This window comes from Heyndrickxia ginsengihumi (genome assembly GCF_011008565.1).
GTDB lineage: Bacteria > Bacillota > Bacilli > Bacillales > Bacillaceae_C > Weizmannia > Weizmannia ginsengihumi.
The window spans coordinates 1-19,101 of record NZ_JAAIWK010000007.1 but is presented as its reverse complement, the minus strand read 5'-3'; the positions used below and the strand labels follow the sequence as shown (position 1 = coordinate 19,101).

Here is a 19,101-nt window from a genome sequence, read left to right as displayed (position 1 = left end):
AACCATCAATAAATGCGCTGTTTAATTTGCATAACTATAAACTAATCGCGACTTCTTATCATTATTAATATGCCTTCTTCAAATGAAATAGTACCAATATCTTGGATGAGTTCATTACTAATTGTAAGGGTGGTACCTCGGATGACCGTTTTATTATAAAGAGGATATTTAAAGCCAACTAAAGTGATATTCCTAACTAAACGGGTAATGGGAATAAATGAGACATACTTTAAATCATCACTTTTTACAACAGAATAAACTCCTTTTGTTAATACCGTCATCTTATTTGATTGATCAATCATTTCAATTTCGCCTTCAAATTCCAGACATTCTTTTCTTGTTATTAACATGACATTTGTTAAAAAATGGTCTGCCCTTCCGCCTGTAGCACCAAATATTCGAATCGTATCCGGTTTTTGCTTGAGCGCCCAATTTAATGCTAGCTCCATATCTGTTTCATCTTTTTCAGGTAAAAATTGTTTAATTTCTGTTAGCTGTTCTTTAATCATTGTCCATTCTAATTGATTAACAGAATCAAAATCACCGAATGCGATATCAGGCTGAATCCCCATTTCTAATAAGTAAAATACCCCTCTGTCTACACCAACCCAGCAAACATTTTCATATGAGAAATAAGAATCTAATTTAGGCACATATTCAAGTGGCCCTCCAGCTAATATGTGAATGACTCTTTGCAAAAAAAACACCTTCTATTCATAGTATTAATATTCGATCGATTGCTGTATTTAAATACATTTGTTCACAGAAACTATAACGTGGCGATGGGAGACCGAGGAGGCCCCATGACCGCCCGCTGAAAGCGAACCTTTGAAACGAAAATCAAATGACCATTTTGATCAAACAAGCCAGTTTAAGAGGCAAAAACAAAAAAGAAATCAGCTAAAATATAGCTGACATTCTTTTAAAGGACGTAAAAGTATTCATGTTTAATAGAATACGAACGCGCACCAGCAATTTTTCGATGCTACATTATTATTCTTCACTTTTTAATAATTCAATTGCCTTTTTGCGATCAGAACTTTGATATATATTTGATCCTGCTACTAATACGTTTGCTCCAGCTTGCTTACAAAGCTTAGCAGTCGTTGGATTTACTCCACCATCCACTTCAATTTCAACGTCAAGATTACGCTCATCAACTATTTGTTTAACTTTTTCAATTTTGGTAAGCACAGATTCAATAAACGTTTGTCCGCCAAACCCTGGATTTACCGTCATCAATAGCACTAAATCAACATCATTAATAATTTCTTTAATTGACTCAACAGGTGTAGCTGGATTAATGACTACACCTGGCTTAATACCTAACTGGCGAATATGTTGAATCGTACGATGTAAATGCGGACAAGCTTCAACATGTACAGAAATATAATCCGCCCCTGCTTTGGCAAATGCATCAATAAACTGATCAGGATTTTCAATCATTAGATGAACGTCTAGTGGAAGTTTCGTAATCGGGCGTATCGCTTCAACGATAAGCGGCCCCATTGTAATGTTAGGAACAAAATGTCCATCCATAATGTCAATATGGATATAGTCAGCTCCACCTTTTTCAACATCTTTAATTTCTTCCGCTAATTTTGCAAAATTAGCGGAGAGTATTGAAGGTGCAATTTTAACCATGATCAATACCTCGGCTTTCTATTTTGTATTTCTTCTAAGAATTGAACGTAATGGTTATACCTAAATGTTGGTATCTCATTATGATTCAAAGCATCTTTCACAGCACATTTAGGCTCATTGACATGCAGACAACCGCGGAACTTACAGTCTTGAGCTTTTTCACTTATTTCGGGAAAACAGTGATTCAGTTCTCCTGCTTCGATATCATCAAAATCCAATGAACTAAACCCTGGTGTGTCAGCAATTAAGCCATTGCCTAATGGGATTAATTCCACATGACGGGTTGTATGTCTTCCTCTCCCTAAATGTGTAGATATTTCCCCTGTTTTTAAGTTTAAATGCGGGGAAAGTTCGTTAATGATCGTTGTTTTTCCTACACCTGATTGCCCGCAAATGACAGATGTACAGTCTTGTAAATATCCAAAAAATTGATCAATCCCCATCTGTTCTTTTGCAGAAGTTAACAAAACTGGATAACCGATTTGTTTATAATGCGCGAGCAGTTGATCCAACTCAGCTTTCTCTTCATCTGATAATAGATCATATTTTGTAATTAAAATAATTGGATGAACATTTTTGGCTTCAATTGATACTAGAAAACGATCTAAAAGAACCGTATTAAAATCCGGTTCTTTCGCGGAAAAAACTAAAATGGCTTGATCAACATTTGCAATTGGCGGGCGAACGAGCTCATTTTTTCTGCTTTTAATTTCAAGAATATATCCTTCATGATCGTTTTCTTGCTGATAAACAACATAGTCTCCCACTAAAGGAGTAATTTTATCTTTACGAAATTTCCCTCTGCCTCGACATTGATAAATCGAATGATCATCAATCACATAATAAAAACCACTTAATGCCTTCATTATTTTTCCTTCTGGCATATATACACTCCTTGTTCAAAAAATGACCGATTAATAGCAACAATCATGTAACGCGTTTTCGCAAATTAATCAGGATATGATACTGTATCTTCTGCAATCACTGTTCCGTCACGAACGATTTTATATGTTGCTTGCTTTTTATACTCAATTGTAAATTCTAATTGTTTTTTTGTATCCTCAGTAATATCAAATGTTTCAACTGGCTCGGACATCGTATGATTCATGTCTTCAATAAAAATTTGAACTTGTTGTTTTACCTTTGTATCTTGATCATCTTTCGAGCTTGTACTATCATCGTCATTATTTGCTGATTGATCATCAGTGTTATCTGTATTAGTATCACCAGTATCTTCTGGCTCGTAAGGAATCGTAACCTCCTCTTTCACTGTTTTAGGAGGCAATTCTTTCGGTCCTTTACTTAACACAACTTTTATCGTTGATCCTCTTGTTAATTTTGTTCCAGCTGCAGGTGATTGTGAAATTACTAACCCTTCCTTCACTGTATCCGAGTATTTCGATTTAGAACTGTCAATGATAAAACCAGATTCATTGGCATAATCATCTAAAGCCTTTTTCGTATAATCAGTCAAATCTTTAACTGGAAATTTTTCTAAACCTTTACTAACGGTGAAAGTAATCACAGTATTTTCAGGAATGATCTTTTTATCCGCATCAGGATCTTGAGCAATAATTGTTCCTGGTGCTGCATCATCATAAACTTCTTTGCTTTTTACATCTTTAAAATGTTCTTGACTTAACAGTTTCACAACATCACTAAATTGTCTTCCTACATAATCATTGAAGGTTATCTTCTGTTTACCTGAACTGACATAGACATCAACTTGTGTACCTTCCTTTACCTTTGCACCTGCTTTTGGACTTGATTGAATAATCTTACCTTTTGGAACCGTGTCACTTGTCATTTTAATTTTATCACCAATTGTTAATCCTTGGGTAGATAGGGTTGACTTGGCATCATTTAAATCCATATTCGCAAGACTTGGAACAGATACTTCTTTCGGACCCATCCATTGTGGTAGATACATAGCAACCGCTGCACCGCCAACTAGAAATATAATGAAAAGCAATGCGACAATCCACGGCCATTTTCTTCTTCGTTTTTTTGTCGGGTTTTTATCATTTTTCTTTTTTTTCTTCTTTTTTTCTTCCGACTCCACATCATTTAATATAATCGTTTCATCCTCTTGAATGGATGCAGATTTAAAATGTGACAAAACAGGAATCGTCTTCGTTTTATCATTGTCTTCAGGAACTTCAAATTTCGGTTCATTTATCCGTTCTGGATCCAAAGCCGTTCTAATATCCTCGCCCATTTGATCCGCACTGTCATAACGATGAAATGGATCTTTTGCTGTTGCTTTTAAAATGATATTTTCTACACTTTGCGGAATATCGGGATTCCATCTTTTCGGTGAAGGTGTTTCACTTTGCAAATGTTTTAATGCAATTGAAACGGCGGACTCTCCCGAAAAGGGTAGTCTACCCGTTAGTAGCTCAAACATAACAATTCCTAATGCGTAAATATCCGACTTATACGTTGCCATTCCACCGCGGGCCTGCTCAGGAGATAAATAATGGACAGAACCTAATACTGCATTTGTTTGTGTGATTGAGGTTGCAGTTAAAGCCATGGCAATCCCAAAATCAGTAATTTTTACAACACCATTTCTATCAATCAATATATTTTGCGGCTTTATATCTCGATGAATAATATGATTCTGATGAGCATGGGAAATGGCTGCAGTTAATTGGCTCATAATATCTAAAGTCTTTTCAACCGAAACCGGGCCAAACTGCTGTATGTATTGTTTTAACGTCATTCCATCAACATTTTCCATGACAATATAATTAATATCGTCTTCTTCACCTATATCATAAATACTGACAATATTAGGATGAACAAGGCTTGTCGCGGACTGGGCTTCCCGATGAAAACGCTGAATAAATTCTGGTTCATTAGCAAAATCTAATCTTAATATTTTAATCGCAACATCACGATCTAAAATCATATCACGTGCAAGATACACGTTCGCCATTCCACCGCCACCTATAAAGCTCAGCAGTTTATAGCGATCATTGATTCTTCTTCCAATCAGCATTAATCGCACCCGCCTTTATTACTATCGAACGCGATAATGACAATCGTGATATTATCTTCACCACCGTTAGAATTCGCAATTCCCACTAATTCCTCTGCTTTTTCATACAGTGGTAAATTCTTTTCAAGCACCTCTTCCATTGTTTGCACTGAGACTTTATTTGATAATCCATCCGAACAAAGTAATAAACGATCTCCCTCTTCGAAAATAATCGTTCTAATATCAGCTGAAATATTCGGCTCAGTTCCAAGTGCTTTTAATAATACATTTTTTCGCGGATGATTTTCGGCGTCTTCTTTAGAAATCTGACCTGTTTTCACTAATTCATTAACTAAAGAATGATCTTCTGTTAATTGATGAAAGCCACTTTCATTAAATAAATAACATCTACTGTCTCCAATATTAGCAACCGTAACAAAGCGATCTGTACAAATACCCGCAACTAAAGTCGTCCCCATGCCTTCACACTCAGGATTTTCTTGAGAATGCTGAAATAACAGTTTGTTGGCTTTGCTAATATGTTCTAATAGCCATTCCTCTGCTTCTTCAGCAGTTGAAAAGTTTCCCACTCTTTCAAAGCAATCTTTAAAAAAGTCAACCGTCATTTTACTTGCAATGTCGCCAGCTTTATGTCCTCCCATCCCATCGGCTACGATAGCTAGCTGAGCACCTTCTTGATTGGTAAAAATGCCACCACTGTCTTCATTAAGTTGACGTACTTTACCTCTGTCTGTCCTAAAAACAGACTCCATGTTGGTCACCCCGTCTCTTTTGAACAACTAAATATATTTTGTCGATGTTTATTTCATGTAATCGTTTATTGTAAGTGCAAAGGAGTAAAATAAAACACTCTTTTATATTGTTATAGTACTTTTACGACTGAACTAATCCTTTTTCCTGCCATGAAAGTGGATAAAAGCGAGACTATTCATCATACCATACATTACAGAATTGCCATTTTCTCATTATATTAAAACTTTTTATGCAAATAACCTACGATTAAGCTTGTTTAATGTTTCTTCCTCACACTGGAAATAAAAAATCCATCTCCTCCAAAATCTTGAGGGAAAATTTGCAACCGATAGTCTTCTACAGAAGATTGTAGTACTTGCGGCATATGCAATGGATGTGGCTCAAAGTTTGGATGCTGTTTTAGAAACGTTTCGATCGTTCCTAGATTTTCTTCCTTGTCTACTGTACACGTGCTAAAAACAAGTACACCATCCGGCTTTAATAATTCACTTACTTCATTTAAAATATCAAGCTGAATGCGCTGCAAAGCCTGAATATCGTCAATGCTTTTTGTGTACTTAATGTCAGGTTTTCTTCTTAAGACACCTAAACCAGAACATGGCGCATCAACTAGTATTCGATCAAAGGATTCTTTCTGAAAATGTTCACTAGCATGACGGCTATCCATTGCAATGGTCTCAATACCTTTAACACCTAAACGGTTAGCATTTTCTTTAATCAATTTTACTTTATGCGGATGGAGATCAAGTGCTGTTACTGTTCCAGAAGATCTAAGTTTCTCAGCAATATGTGTTGTCTTACCACCTGGTGCAGCGCAGCAATCAAGAATATGCTGCCCGTCTTTAATGTCAAGTGCATATGCAACACTCATAGAGCTTTCATCTTGAATAGTGATAAATCCTTTTTGAAAGGCAGAAGAATGAACTAAATTCCCTTTTAATGACCGTATTGCTTCAGGAATAATTGGACTGCTTTCAACTTGATAGCCCTCAGCTACTAACATTTCCATTACTTCTTCACGTGAAATCTTTGTAAAATTTACACGGGCTGTTTGTAATGAAGGAATTAGATTGGCTTCACACATCTTTTCTGTTTTTTCAAAGCCAAATTGTTCCACCCATCTTTTCACTAACCATTGTGGATGACTAGTAGAAACAGCCAATCTTTCAATTGGATCCTTTAGTTCACTTAAACTCGGAAGACCCTTTCTTTGAATGGCTCTTAAAACACCATTTACCATACCTGAAATTCCGCGGTGCCCTCGTTTCTTTGCAAGTTCAACCGCTTCAAAAATAATGGCTCGGTCCGGAATTTTATCTAAATAGACCATTTGATAAAGTGATAATCTTAGTAAATTTTTCACCCAGCGCTCCACTTTTTTCTGTAGAAATGGTGCAAGATAAAAATCTAGTGTTAGTTTCCGCTGCAATGTACCATAAGTAATCTCAGTTAGCAGCCCAACATCTGGACCTTTTATTTCATATTTATTAATTAGATGATTTAATAGTAAATTACTGTACGACTGATTTTTTTCAACTGAGTCTAATAGTTCCAATGCAGCCTCACGTGCATTTTTTCTTGCTTTTGTCATTGTTCATCTCCTAATTTCATTCCGATTGAAAGATGGGAGCCTACCCCGTTTAAAAACTGTTCCACTGTCATACGTTTTTTTCCTGCAGGCTGCAATTCTGTAATCTTAATACCCGTGTCATTTCCAGTACTGATAATAAGAGCATCCTTTTGAATGTTTACAATCTTGCCAGGTTCCCCTGTTTTCCCGTGTAATGATACTTTCTCACTGCGCCATATTTTTATATTTTTACCATCAAGCGTCGTGAAAGCAACAGGCCATGGGCATAATCCCCTAATTTGATTATAAATCGTCTCACCATCTTGTTCCCAATCTATTTTTTCCTGCTCACGCTTAATATTTGATGCAAATGTAGCCTTGCTCTCATCTTGTTGTATTGGTGTAATATCATGCTGAATAATCTTCGGTAAAGTTTCAGACAACAAGTTTGCACCAGCAATACTTAATTTTTCATGTAATATACCGACATCATCCGTTTCTTTAATTTCAACTTCAACTTGGCTAATGATATCGCCCGCATCAAGCTTTTCAGCCATATACATAATCGTAATTCCTGTTTTCTTTTTACCTTGTAAAATAGCATAATGAATAGGCGCACCACCACGAAGTTCAGGTAGCAAAGACGCATGGACATTGATACAGCCTAGAGGTGGTGTATCTAATAATTCTTTCGGCAAAATTTGGCCATAGGCACATGTGACGACAATATCTGGTTTTAATTCTAAAATAGGTGCTAAGCTCTCAGGCAAACGAATCTTTTCAGGCTGAAAAACAGGAATATGATACTTTTCCGCTGCTTGCTTTACTGGTGGCGGCGTTAATATCCGCTTTCTTCCGACAGGACGGTCCGGCTGCGTAACGACACCAATTACGTCATATTGATCCTTAATTAATGTTTCTAAAACTGGGACAGCAAAATCTGGTGTTCCCATAAAAATCACTTTTGTCATGATTATTCAACCTCCTCTAAATCTTCTTCATCAATATATTGCAAAACTTTAGAGGTAAATAATATCCCGTGCAAATGATCAATTTCATGTTGGAGTGCTCTCGCTAAAAAATCTTCAGCTTCAAGGATGAACGTCTTCCCATGGGCATTTTGCGCTTTGAGCTTAACATACTGAGCCCTTGATACCGTACCGTACAAGCCTGGGAAACTTAAGCAGCCTTCAATATCAACTTGCTCACCCCTTTTAACGAGGATTTTAGGATTAACGAGATCAATTCTTCCGCTACCATCACCGACATCAACAACGGCAATTTGTTGATTGATTCCTACTTGCGGGGCAGCAAGACCTACACCATCTGCTGCTAACATTGTTTCATACATATGATTAAGCGTTCTTTTTAACTGTTGATCGAATTTTGTAACAGGTTTGCATTTCTGTTCTAAAATGTCAGCTGGATATTTTACAATTTCTAAAGTTGTCAACGTTCTCACTCGTTTCTCTTTAATCTACATCATGATAAAAGGATTCATATCAATTGCTATACTTAATCCTTCTGAAGCAATTTGCTGTTGATAGTGCTCTAATATCATTTGTAATGTTTCTTTTAGGTTTGGTTCTCGTTTGTATTTTATCAAACATTGATATCGATATCTATTTTTGATACGCGGAATCGGTGATGATGCTGGTCCTAATACTGTTGTTTGCTCAGATAATCGTGATTTTAAAAAACTTGTAATTTTATCAGTTACTGATATTGTTTTCATTAAGTTTTCATGGCTGATCGTGATTAAAGTCAAATAGTAAAAAGGTGGGTACAATCCCATTTTTCTCATAACCATTTCTTGACGATAGAAATTATCATAGTTTTGTTTTCCTGCTAATTCAATACTATAATGCTCAGGTGTATATGTTTGGATAACAACTTCACCGGTTAATTCATGACGGCCAGCTCGTCCGCTCACTTGTGTCAACAATTGAAACGTTTTTTCTGAAGCACGAAAATCCGGCAAATGTAAACTTGTATCAGCATTTAGGACACCGACAAGTGTAATATTTGGAAAGTCCAAGCCTTTTGCAATCATCTGTGTTCCTAATAAAATATCTGCTTCACCGTCTTCAAATGCTTTTAACAGTTTTTCGTGTGCACCTTTTCTGCTCGTTGTATCGACGTCCATCCTAATCACTCTTGCTTCCGGCAAAAGCTTTCCAAGTTCTTCCTCCACTTTTTGCGTACCAGTACCAAAATAGCGAATATGCTCACTTTGACACTCTGGGCAAGTATTCGGGACATATGTTTCAAAGCCACAATAGTGACATCTCATTTGATTTGTATGGCGGTGATACGTTAAAGAAATATCGCAGTTTGGACATTGCAAAACATAGCCACAGTCACGGCACATAACAAATGAAGAATGGCCTCTTTTATTTAAAAGCAGCACTGTCTGCTCTTTCTTTTCAATCCTCTCTCTTAGCTTTGTAAATAATTCCTCAGAAAACATGGAACGATTGCCTTTTCGCAATTCTTCTCTCATATCTACAATCGATACATGGGGAAGTTCATGGTTGTTCATACGTTTACTCATTGTAAGCAGCGTATAGACCCCCTTCTGTGCGCGGGCAAATGACTCTAAAGCAGGGGTGGCACTGCCTAAAATAACAGGACATTGATGTCTCTTACTTCTGTAAATTGCAACGTCCCGTGCATGATAGCGTGGATTATCTTCTTGTTTATAACTATTTTCATGTTCTTCGTCAATAATAATAATGCCGATATTTTCAAAAGGTGCAAAAATTGCAGATCTTGCCCCTACTACAACCTTTGCCTCCTTTCGCACAATCTTCCGCCACTCATCATATTTTTCACCAACGGATAGACCGCTATGTAATACGGCAACATCTTTGCCAAAGCGACTTTTAAAGCGATTGACCATTTGCGGGGTCAAAGAAATTTCTGGTACAAGTACAATCGCTTCTTTCCCCTCTTCAATCACCCTTTGAATAGATTGCAAATAAATCTCTGTTTTTCCGCTTCCAGTGACACCATACAATAAAAAGGTTTCACTTTTTCTATCTTTAATAGACTGTAATATTGGAGAAATGGCTGTTTTTTGTTCATCTGTAAGCTTAAGGGGCGCAGTTTGCTGAAAGATACGATCTTCGTAAGGATCACGATACATTTCTTCTTGTGTTTCACGGAGTTGTCCTTTTTGAATTAAAGCTTTTATCGTACTTTGTGAGGTTGCTGTTTGTTGAATAAGATCTGTAGCTGCAATTTTTGTATTTGGATGTTCTAAAAAAAATTGCAAAATATCTTTTTGCTTCATTGCCCGCTTTGATAACGAATCAATTGCTGTTATTAAATCTGAGTGTGAAAGAGGACATGAAATGATTCTGACCGTTTTCTTTTTAGCTTTGTTTTTTACAACATAGACAACCTCTGCCGTTCCTTTTTTCACTTCTCTTTGTAAATCAGCAAGTATATTTCTCGTCTCCGCCTCTTGCCAATCAATTTCTTCCTTCGCGCCAAACAACTTATCTAATACGTCATTTTGCGACCCATCTAGTCTTCTAATGATTTTTTCGTATTTTGCCTTCATTGCAGCAGGAAGCATCGCCTGATATGCAGATATTTTCAAACATAACGTTTCCGATGTAAGCCAGTTGCCGAGTTCTAATAATTCTTCATTTAATACAGGAAGTAAATCCTGTGGCTCAATAATTTCCCGTAACTTATTAAACTGAGATTCTTGTTTTATTTGAATGACATATCCCTGAATCTTGCGGGGCCCAAATGGTACGATGACACGCATACCAGGTTGGATCGTCTCCTTCCACTTTTCAGGAATTAAATAATCAAACATTTTATCAACTTGCATACTTGGAATGTCTACAATCACACTGGCAATGTTCATTTCCGACAGTCCTTTTCCAATGTTTTACAAATTTCTTTTAAAATATGTTGTGCCGTTTCATTTTTAGATAACAACGGTAATGGAACGCTTGAACCATCTCTTTTAAAAATGGTCACAATATTAGTATCACCGGCAAATCCTGCTCCCGTTTGGCTTACATTATTCGCCACAATCATATCTGCATTCTTTTTAATTAGTTTTTGTTGGGCGTAGGTATCCACATTTTCCGTTTCTGCAGCAAACCCAACTAAAAAAGGCTTGTCAGCTTTCCTACCTAATTCTTTTAAAATATCTTTTGTTCGTTCTAAGCGTAATGTGAGTTCTCCATCTTTTTTCTTCATTTTTTGTTCAAATACCAGCGCTGGCGTATAATCAGCTACAGCTGCGCTTTTTATAACAATGTCAGCTTGTTTGTAATGTTTCATTACTGCTTCGTACATATCATTAGCACTTCGGATTTTAATACATTGAACACCGTTTGGAATAGGCAATGTTTCAACACTAGTAATAAGCAGAACATTAGCACCCATTTTTGCGGCTTCCTCTGCTAATGCAAAACCCATTTTTCCTGAAGAACGATTCGTAATATAGCGAACAGGATCAATCTTTTCAATTGTAGGCCCAGCGGTAATAAGTATCGTTTTCCCTTTTAACGGTTTCGTATCAGAGCGAAAAAAATTTGAAACAATATCTACTATTTTTTCTGGCTCTTCCAATCTTCCTTTCCCAACATATCCGCAAGCTAAATAACCTTCACTCGGTTCAATAAATTGATAGCCAAATTGATGAAGGGTTGAAATATTTTGCTGAACAGCAGGATGGTCATACATATGTACATTCATAGCAGGTGCAAGCCAGACCGGGGCAGTACTAGCTAGAATTGTTGTCGTCACCATGTCGTCAGCAATACCATTTGCCATTTTTCCTATGATATTTGCAGTAGCAGGTGCGACTAAAATAAGGTCAGCCCAATCGGCTAAATCAATATGAGCGATTTTTTCGGGATGCTTTTCATCAAAAGTATTCGTATATACATCATTTCTAGAAAGCGCTTGAAAGGTTAATGGTGAAACAAAATGACATGCCGATTCCGTCATAATAACTTTCACTTGAGCTCCTGCTTGTACTAATTTACTTGTTAGTGCAGCAGCTTTATAAACAGCAATGCCTCCTGTAACGCATAGTAAGATGTTTTTTCCAAGCATTTCATAAATCCCCCATCACATTTTATCTCTAGCACTCAATACAAGTATTTAAGTAATGTCTCTCATATTTTTACTCAATATATAAGAAAAAGGGCTGATCCTAAAGGGTCAGGCCCGAAGTTTTAGTCTTCCTTAATACGAAGCGTCCCAGCATTAATTTCTTCCAGTGCTTTACCAACATATTTATCTGAAACATAATGATCTAACGTTTCATTTCCATTTTCCTGTAAATCACGGGCACGCTTTGCAGCAACTGTCACTAATGAATATTTTGAGTCAATAATTTTTAATAAATTGTCAATTGATGGATATAACATAATTATTCAGCCTCCAAAATTTTTTTATAAATAGGTGCTACACGTGTTGTTCTGCAATGTTCTGCAACAACAATTGCTTTTATTTTTTCACAAGCGTTCTCTATTTTATCATTTTCTACAACATAATCATATAAGTTCATAAGTTCAATTTCTTTCCTTGCTGTTTCCATACGATTTTTAATTAACTGCTCATCTTCAGTGCCGCGATTTGTAATTCGTGATTCAAGTTCTGATAAGCTTGGAGGAGCAAGAAAAATAAACAAACCATCAGGGAATTTTTCCCGTACTTGCTTAGCACCTTGTACTTCAATTTCTAAAAACACATCTTTTCCAGTTTCAAGTGTTTCCCGTACATAATCAACTGGTGTTCCGTAATAATTGCCTACATATTCAGCATACTCCAGAAGTTTCCCTTGTTCAATTAACCGTTCAAATTCTGCTCTTTCCTTAAAAAAATAGTCGACTCCATCAACTTCACCTTCTCTTGGCTTACGGGTTGTCATGGAGATGGAGTATTCAAATTTTGTATCCGGCTGCGAAAAAAGCGCTTTTCTAACCGTTCCCTTTCCAACCCCCGACGGTCCAGACAGCACGATTAACAATCCTTTTTCTTTCATATATAATTAAACCTCCTCGCTTGATTCTTCTTTATCCATTAATCGGTGTGCGACTGTTTCAGGCTGTACAGCTGACAAAATAACATGTCCGCTATCCATGATAACAACAGCACGAGTTCTTCTTCCATATGTAGCGTCGATTAAACTGCCTCGATCGCGTGCGTCTTGAATCACACGTTTAATTGGTGCAGATTCTGGGCTGACGATTGAGATAATGCGATTTGCTGAAACAATATTTCCAAATCCTATATTAACAAGGTTTACCAACTAAATCATCTCCCACTCACCATTCATGTTTTTTATCTATCTAAGGCTTTGCAAATTATTAACAGAGCCCTTCATTTCATGGTGGTCACTCAATATTTTGCACTTGTTCACGCATTTTTTCTAATATTGTTTTTAAGTCTACAACAGCTTTTGAAATATCAGAATGATTTGCTTTAGAACCAATCGTATTCACTTCACGATTCATCTCTTGTATCATGAAGTCAAGCTTCCTTCCAATCGGTTCTTGTAGATCCAACGTATGTCTAAATTGCAAAATATGGCTATCTAATCTTGTAATTTCTTCATGGATATCAGCTTTATCGGTAAAAATTGCAACTTCCTGGAGTATCCTTTGTTCATCAATGAAACCATTGGTAAATTCTAGAATTCTCTTTTCAAGCTTTGATTTATATGTATCCGTTACATTATTAGAATTTTCCTTTATTTGCAGCAAACAATTTTCAAAAAGCATAAGCTGCGTTTGTAAATCTTTTTGCAGTTCGAGTCCTTCTTTTTCTCGCATGCTTTTTAATTGTGCCGCAGCTTCGGTTACTGCCTCTAATACAATTAATTCTATTTCCTCATTTCCTTCTTCTATTTCTTCTATTGTAACTAAATCTTCATGATTTAATAACTCATTTAAACTTAATTTCGATGTAATTCCATATTTACGTTGGACATTCCCTAAAAATTGATGAAACTCATCCAATAGTTCCCAATCAATATGTAATCGCCGCTTCATTAAACCTTCACCGGTAATTGTGATAAAAACATCTACGCGGCCTCTTTTAATATACTTGCTGATTGCCTTTTTTAGCCTATCTTCGATTTTGAATAATTGCTTCGGCATCCTCATTTGAAATTCACAAAATCTATGATTAACAGATTTCATTTCAACTGTCACTTGACTACTAGCAAATGCTTTATGGCTTCGTCCGAAACCAGTCATACTTAAAACCATTAGATCACGTCCAATCGAGAACGAACTTTCTCTTATAATACTTGATGCTACAAACAAAATAAAGGTAATAGAGAACGACTCTATTACCTTTAAGATTATAGCATAAGTTATGCCTTTTTTCTTAAATAAAATGTTCCTGCTAATAAAAACGTTGGAATCATACTCAAGCAAATAATGAGAAGCCAATCTTTCGGCTGAATCGGGAGCGTATGGAATATTGGCTGGAATAACGGTACGTAAATCACAACGAGCATTAATAAAATTGATGATAAAACTGCCATTACTAAATACATATTGCCAAACGGATTACGTGCTAATACAGAATGTTCACTGCGGCAATCAAATACATGAATCAATTGCGCTAACACTAATGTAGCGAATGCAACAGTTTGGGCGTATGCTAAATTGTCTGTGTTTTGATAATAGATCGTCATAAAAGCAACTAATGTAACGATACCAATCAAGAAACCTCTCGACACCACTTTCCATCCTAATCTCCTTGCAAATACTCCTTCTTTTGGATGTCTTGGCTTTCTTTTCATCACATTTTCTTCTGGTTGATCTAAACCGAGCGCCATAGCTGGAAGTCCATCTGTCACTAGATTGACCCAAAGAATTTGAATTGGAATTACTGGTAAAGGCAAGGACAATAACATGGCAAATAACATAACTAAAATTTCTCCCACATTGGAGGCTAGTAAGTAACGTACAAACTTGCGAATATTTTCATAGATATTTCTACCTTCCTTAATTGCTGATTTTATTGTGGCAAAATTGTCGTCCAATAAAATTAATGAAGAGGCTTCTTTTGCAACATCCGTTCCCGTTATCCCCATTGAGATACCGATATCAGATGTTTTGATGGCCGGAGCGTCATTTATCCCATCACCTGTCATCGCCACAATATGCCCACGATTTTGAAAGGCTTTAACGATTTTAAGTTTATGATCCGGTGAAACACGGGCAAAAACAGAGATATCATCAATAACATCCTCTAGTTCGTCTACACTCATTTGATTAAGTGTTTGTCCGTCGATCACCTTTTTATGATGCTGCAAAATACCAAGCTGCTTGGCAATTGCTTTTGCTGTAATGAGATGATCACCAGTAATCATGACCGTTTTAATTCCTGCTTCCTTACATTCTTTAATTGCTTGTCTCACTTCAGGTCGAGGAGGGTCAATCATTCCTTGGATACCAATCAGAATTAAATCTTTCTCTGCAGCGTTCTCATCAGCAATGACGTCATAATCTTTAAGTGGTTTAAAAGCGATAGCAATTGTTCTTAACGCTTGCGATGCTAAAGACTCAATAGCTTGTTGGACATTGCGCTGATACTCTTGTGTGAGCAATTGTTCGCGATTGTTCCACAAGACTGATTTACTTATATTTAACAATACATCTGGAGCACCTTTTGTAATTACGAACCGTTTACCATGTTGATCTTTAATGACCATACTCATCATTTTCCTTGTAGAGTCAAAAGGAAATTCCTGCTCAATTGCAAATTGCTTCAGCAATACTTCTCTTGTTAAACCAGCCTTTAAGGCGGACACGAGTAACGCTCCTTCTGTCGGGTCCCCATCAACAACATACTCTTTATCTTTCAGCTTTAATTCAGCATGATTACATAAAAGACCAAATGTTAATAACTGGTACACGCTTTTTTCTTTAATAGGGTTGATTTCTGTATCTTCTTTATAAAAACTTCCTTCCGGCTGATAGCCTGTACCTGAAACTTGCCATGTGTGACCACCGCTCCATAAATGGGTTACGGTCATTTTATTTTGTGTCATCGTCCCTGTCTTATCTGAACAAATAACAGAAGCACAGCCTAATGTCTCGACTGCAGGCAATTTACGGACGATTGCATTTTTACGAATCATTCTTTGGACACCTAATGATAAAGCGATTGTAACAATTGCCGGTAATCCTTCTGGAATAGCAGCCACTGCTAGGGAAACCCCAGCTAAAAACATTGTATATATGTCATGACCATGCCATACACCGACAAGAACAACAAGCAATGTCAGTAAGAGGGCAACAACAATTAATATTTTCCCTAATTGCTCCAATCTCCTTTGCAAAGGAGTTGTTAATGTTTCCGCGTTTTGAATCATGTCCGCAATTTCACCCATTGCAGTTTTCATACCAATACCTGTCACGATACCAATACCGTTTCCTCTTGTTACCATCGTGCCCATAAAGGCCATATTATTCAAATCTCCTAGACTAGGATGCTCTTGCGTAAGGGGATCACTGCTTTTTGGTGATGGAATAGATTCACCAGTTAAAGCTGATTCTTCTATTTCTAAATTATTGGCTTCGATAATTCTGACATCGGCACCAATGCGATCACCACTTTCAAATTTTACAACATCACCAACCGTGACTTCTTTTGACGGGATTTTCATCCACTGACCATCACGACGAACTACTACTTGAGGCGCGGAGAGCTCTTTTAACGCTTGCAGTGATTTTTCTGCCCGGCGTTCTTGGAAAAAGCCAAGAAATCCATTAATAAGGACAATTGCGATGATCGCAATCGCATCAATATATTCTCCTAAAAATCCTGAAATTAAAGTGGCAGCTAGCAATACAATCGTCATAAAGTCTTTAAATTGACTAATAAAAAGGACGAGAGCTGACTCTTTTTCTCCCTCATCAAGAACATTATCCCCAACTTGCCTTCTTCTCTTTTCTACTTCATCGGTCGATAGGCCTGTTTGTACATTTGTTTTTAATGCTTTTTCTACATTTTCCTTGTTCATTTCATGGAACATCATTGTAATTACCCTCTCCTCTAACTACAACCAAGTTATCGTCTTAATAGCAAGATATTCAGCCTCGTCCCAAAAAATGATATAATTTAGAAAGATTATCGTACAAACTATAAACAATACAGACGGTATATATTGATCCGTTGATAGTATAGAATTGAGGAATGTGACAATGTCATTTGATGGATTATTTACTAGAGCCATTACGAAGGAACTTACTGAAACAATAAAAGGTGGGAGAATTAATAAAATTCATCAACCATATCAAAATGAATTAATCATAATTGTCCGTGCAAATGGAAAAAATCATAAATTATTGTTATCCGCTCATCCAAGCTATGCCCGCGTGCAACTGACAAATGAACAATATGACAACCCGCAAGATCCACCAATGTTTTGTATGCTGCTAAGGAAACATTTAGAAGGGGCGATCATTGAAGATATATACCAAATTGGGCTAGATCGCGTTATTGTTTTTGAATTCAAAGGCCGTAATGAAATTGGCGACATTTCTTATAAACAACTATTCGTAGAAATTATGGGGAGACACAGTAATATCATTTTAGTTGAGAAAGAGCGAAACCTTATTCTCGATAGTATTAAGCATGTCCCCCCTGCTGTAAATACGTATCGCACGATTTTACCAGGGCAAACATATATCTTCCCTCCAGCACAGCATAAACAGGATCCGCTTTTAGCCACAAAGGAAGATATATTAAAAGCACTAGACTTTAATAGTGGAAAACTGGATAAACAAATTGTCGAACATTTTGCTGGAGTCTCTCCTTTATTAGCAAAGGAAATTCTATTTCGAGCAAAACTTCCTCATCCCGATCAATTAACAGATGCATGCTTGACGATATTTCGCATGATAAAGGCACATGAGGAAATTCCAACAATGATCGTTAATGAGAAAAAGGAAACTTTCTATTTCTTTCCGCTTGAACATATTAATGGTGAGACAAAAACGTTTACCACATTAAGCGAATTACTTGATCGCTTTTATGTTGGAAAAGCAGAAAGAGACAGAGTGAAACAAAAAGGACATGATCTTGAAAGATTCGTGAAAAATGAAATTGAAAAAAATGAAAGTAAAATAAAAAAGCTTCATAAAACATTAGAATATGCGCAAAACGCCGAGGAATTTCAATTATACGGTGAATTATTGACTGCAAATATTTATGCGATGACAAAAGGTATGAAGCAAATTGAAGTACAGAATTATTATGATGAAAATGGTGCCAGTATAACAATTGAGTTAGATCCAAGAAAGACACCTGTCGAAAATGCACAGCAGTATTTTTCAAAATATCAAAAAGCCAAACATGCGCAAACAGTTGTTGTCGAACAGATACACAAAGCCGAAGAAGAGCTTCTATATTTTGAAAATGTATTACAGCAGCTTGAAAATGCCTCTCCAAAAGATATCGAAGAGATTCGTGATGAACTAGCAGAAGAGGGGTATATGAAACAAAAGCAAAGAAAATCTTCAAAACAAAAAACACAAAAAATTATTTTAGAAAAGTATATTGCAACAGACGGAACAGAAATTTTAGTTGGGAAAAATAATAAACAAAATGATTATTTAACAAATAAAGTAGCGGCACGTGATGAAATTTGGCTCCATACAAAAGATATTCCAGGATCACATGTTGTCATTCGCAGTAAACATCCAAGTTCCGAAACAATTGCCGAAGCTGCTCATTTAGCGGCATATTTTAGCAAAGCACGCAACTCTAGCTCCGTTCCAGTAGATTATACAAAAGTCCGTTATGTGAAAAAACCGAACGGCTCAAAGCCCGGGTTTGTCATTTATGAAAACCAGCAAACCATTTATGTAACACCAGATATCGAAAAAGTGCTGGCAATGAAAGAAAATTAACGAAGAGGCTGGGATAAAACTCAAAAGTGGTTAGCTAAAGACGAACATTGCACAAATCAGCTCCGGAAATATACGTAGACTCCTGCGGGAGGATAGGCATCGGTGAGACCCCGCAGTGCTGCACTGCACCCCGATTATTAGACACAATTTGAAAATAATAATCGGGGTGTTTTATTATGAAAAAACGATTTACAGAAAAAGAAAAATATGTAGCAGTA

General features: G+C 36.6%; 17 protein-coding genes. 1 reads left to right on the top strand and 16 read right to left on the bottom strand.

Annotation, left to right across the window (positions count from 1 at the left end):
* Window positions 1-41 precede the first annotated feature (41 nt).
* The 15 genes from G4D61_RS06285 to G4D61_RS06215 all read right to left on the bottom strand — a co-directional run bounded on the left by G4D61_RS06285 (window position 42) and on the right by G4D61_RS06215 (window position 17,007).
* On the bottom strand, window positions 42-698 hold the full coding sequence (locus tag G4D61_RS06285; RefSeq protein ID WP_025728738.1) for a thiamine diphosphokinase: 657 nt from the start codon (window positions 696-698) through the stop codon (window positions 42-44).
* 295 nt (window positions 699-993) lie between these two features.
* Window positions 994-1,644, bottom strand: a complete 651-nt coding sequence (gene rpe, locus G4D61_RS06280) for a ribulose-phosphate 3-epimerase (RefSeq protein WP_025728740.1) — start codon at window positions 1,642-1,644, stop codon at window positions 994-996.
* 2 nt (window positions 1,645-1,646) lie between these two features.
* Complete coding sequence (gene rsgA, locus G4D61_RS06275) at window positions 1,647-2,528, bottom strand: ribosome small subunit-dependent GTPase A (RefSeq protein ID WP_025728742.1); 882 nt, start codon at window positions 2,526-2,528, stop codon at window positions 1,647-1,649.
* Window positions 2,529-2,593: 65 nt separating this feature from the next.
* Complete coding sequence (gene pknB / locus G4D61_RS06270) at window positions 2,594-4,648, bottom strand: Stk1 family PASTA domain-containing Ser/Thr kinase (protein WP_163173533.1); 2,055 nt, start codon at window positions 4,646-4,648, stop codon at window positions 2,594-2,596.
* The gene (locus tag G4D61_RS06265) at window positions 4,648-5,400 is read right to left on the bottom strand and encodes a Stp1/IreP family PP2C-type Ser/Thr phosphatase (protein ID WP_025728746.1); all 753 of its coding nucleotides are present in this window, start codon (window positions 5,398-5,400) and stop codon (window positions 4,648-4,650) included. The genes pknB and G4D61_RS06265 overlap by 1 nt, the downstream gene beginning before the upstream one ends.
* A gap of 257 nt (window positions 5,401-5,657) precedes the next feature.
* Complete coding sequence (gene rsmB, locus G4D61_RS06260; RefSeq protein ID WP_163173531.1) at window positions 5,658-6,992, bottom strand: 16S rRNA (cytosine(967)-C(5))-methyltransferase RsmB; 1,335 nt, start codon at window positions 6,990-6,992, stop codon at window positions 5,658-5,660.
* A complete protein-coding gene (gene fmt, locus G4D61_RS06255; RefSeq protein WP_025728750.1) occupies window positions 6,989-7,942 on the bottom strand; it encodes a methionyl-tRNA formyltransferase in 954 nt (317 codons plus the stop codon). Before fmt ends, rsmB begins: the two co-directional genes overlap by 4 nt.
* 2 nt (window positions 7,943-7,944) lie before the next feature.
* A complete protein-coding gene (gene def, locus G4D61_RS06250; RefSeq protein WP_025728752.1) occupies window positions 7,945-8,424 on the bottom strand; it encodes a peptide deformylase in 480 nt (159 codons plus the stop codon).
* 24 nt (window positions 8,425-8,448) lie between these two features.
* On the bottom strand, window positions 8,449-10,854 hold the full coding sequence (priA, locus tag G4D61_RS06245) for a primosomal protein N' (RefSeq protein ID WP_025728754.1): 2,406 nt from the start codon (window positions 10,852-10,854) through the stop codon (window positions 8,449-8,451).
* Window positions 10,851-12,059: a bifunctional phosphopantothenoylcysteine decarboxylase/phosphopantothenate--cysteine ligase CoaBC gene (gene coaBC / locus G4D61_RS06240; protein ID WP_035353630.1), complete on the bottom strand. Its 1,209-nt coding sequence runs from the start codon at window positions 12,057-12,059 to the stop codon at window positions 10,851-10,853. The genes priA and coaBC overlap by 4 nt, the downstream gene beginning before the upstream one ends.
* 122 nt (window positions 12,060-12,181) lie before the next feature.
* Window positions 12,182-12,379 (bottom strand): DNA-directed RNA polymerase subunit omega, encoded by a 198-nt coding sequence (gene rpoZ / locus G4D61_RS06235; RefSeq protein ID WP_269318630.1) that lies wholly within the window; start codon window positions 12,377-12,379, stop codon window positions 12,182-12,184.
* Window positions 12,379-12,993, bottom strand: a complete 615-nt coding sequence (gene gmk, locus G4D61_RS06230; RefSeq protein WP_025728760.1) for a guanylate kinase — start codon at window positions 12,991-12,993, stop codon at window positions 12,379-12,381. Before gmk ends, rpoZ begins: the two co-directional genes overlap by 1 nt.
* A gap of 6 nt (window positions 12,994-12,999) precedes the next feature.
* A complete protein-coding gene (gene remA / locus G4D61_RS06225; protein ID WP_025728762.1) occupies window positions 13,000-13,260 on the bottom strand; it encodes an extracellular matrix/biofilm regulator RemA in 261 nt (86 codons plus the stop codon).
* A gap of 85 nt (window positions 13,261-13,345) precedes the next feature.
* Window positions 13,346-14,221, bottom strand: coding sequence for a YicC/YloC family endoribonuclease (locus G4D61_RS06220; protein WP_025728764.1), 876 nt, complete (start codon window positions 14,219-14,221; stop codon window positions 13,346-13,348).
* 107 nt (window positions 14,222-14,328) lie between these two features.
* Window positions 14,329-17,007 (bottom strand): cation-translocating P-type ATPase, encoded by a 2,679-nt coding sequence (locus G4D61_RS06215; RefSeq protein WP_163173529.1) that lies wholly within the window; start codon window positions 17,005-17,007, stop codon window positions 14,329-14,331.
* Between the two features lie 166 nt (window positions 17,008-17,173).
* On the opposite strand from G4D61_RS06215, the gene G4D61_RS06210 reads away from it, so the two are divergent.
* Window positions 17,174-18,883, top strand: a complete 1,710-nt coding sequence (locus tag G4D61_RS06210; RefSeq protein ID WP_025728768.1) for an Rqc2 family fibronectin-binding protein — start codon at window positions 17,174-17,176, stop codon at window positions 18,881-18,883.
* Window positions 18,884-18,917: 34 nt separating this feature from the next.
* Here the strand turns inward: G4D61_RS06210 and G4D61_RS17975 are convergent.
* On the bottom strand, window positions 18,918-19,101 hold a 184-nt coding region (locus tag G4D61_RS17975), incomplete at its 5' end, for a hypothetical protein (protein WP_205603221.1).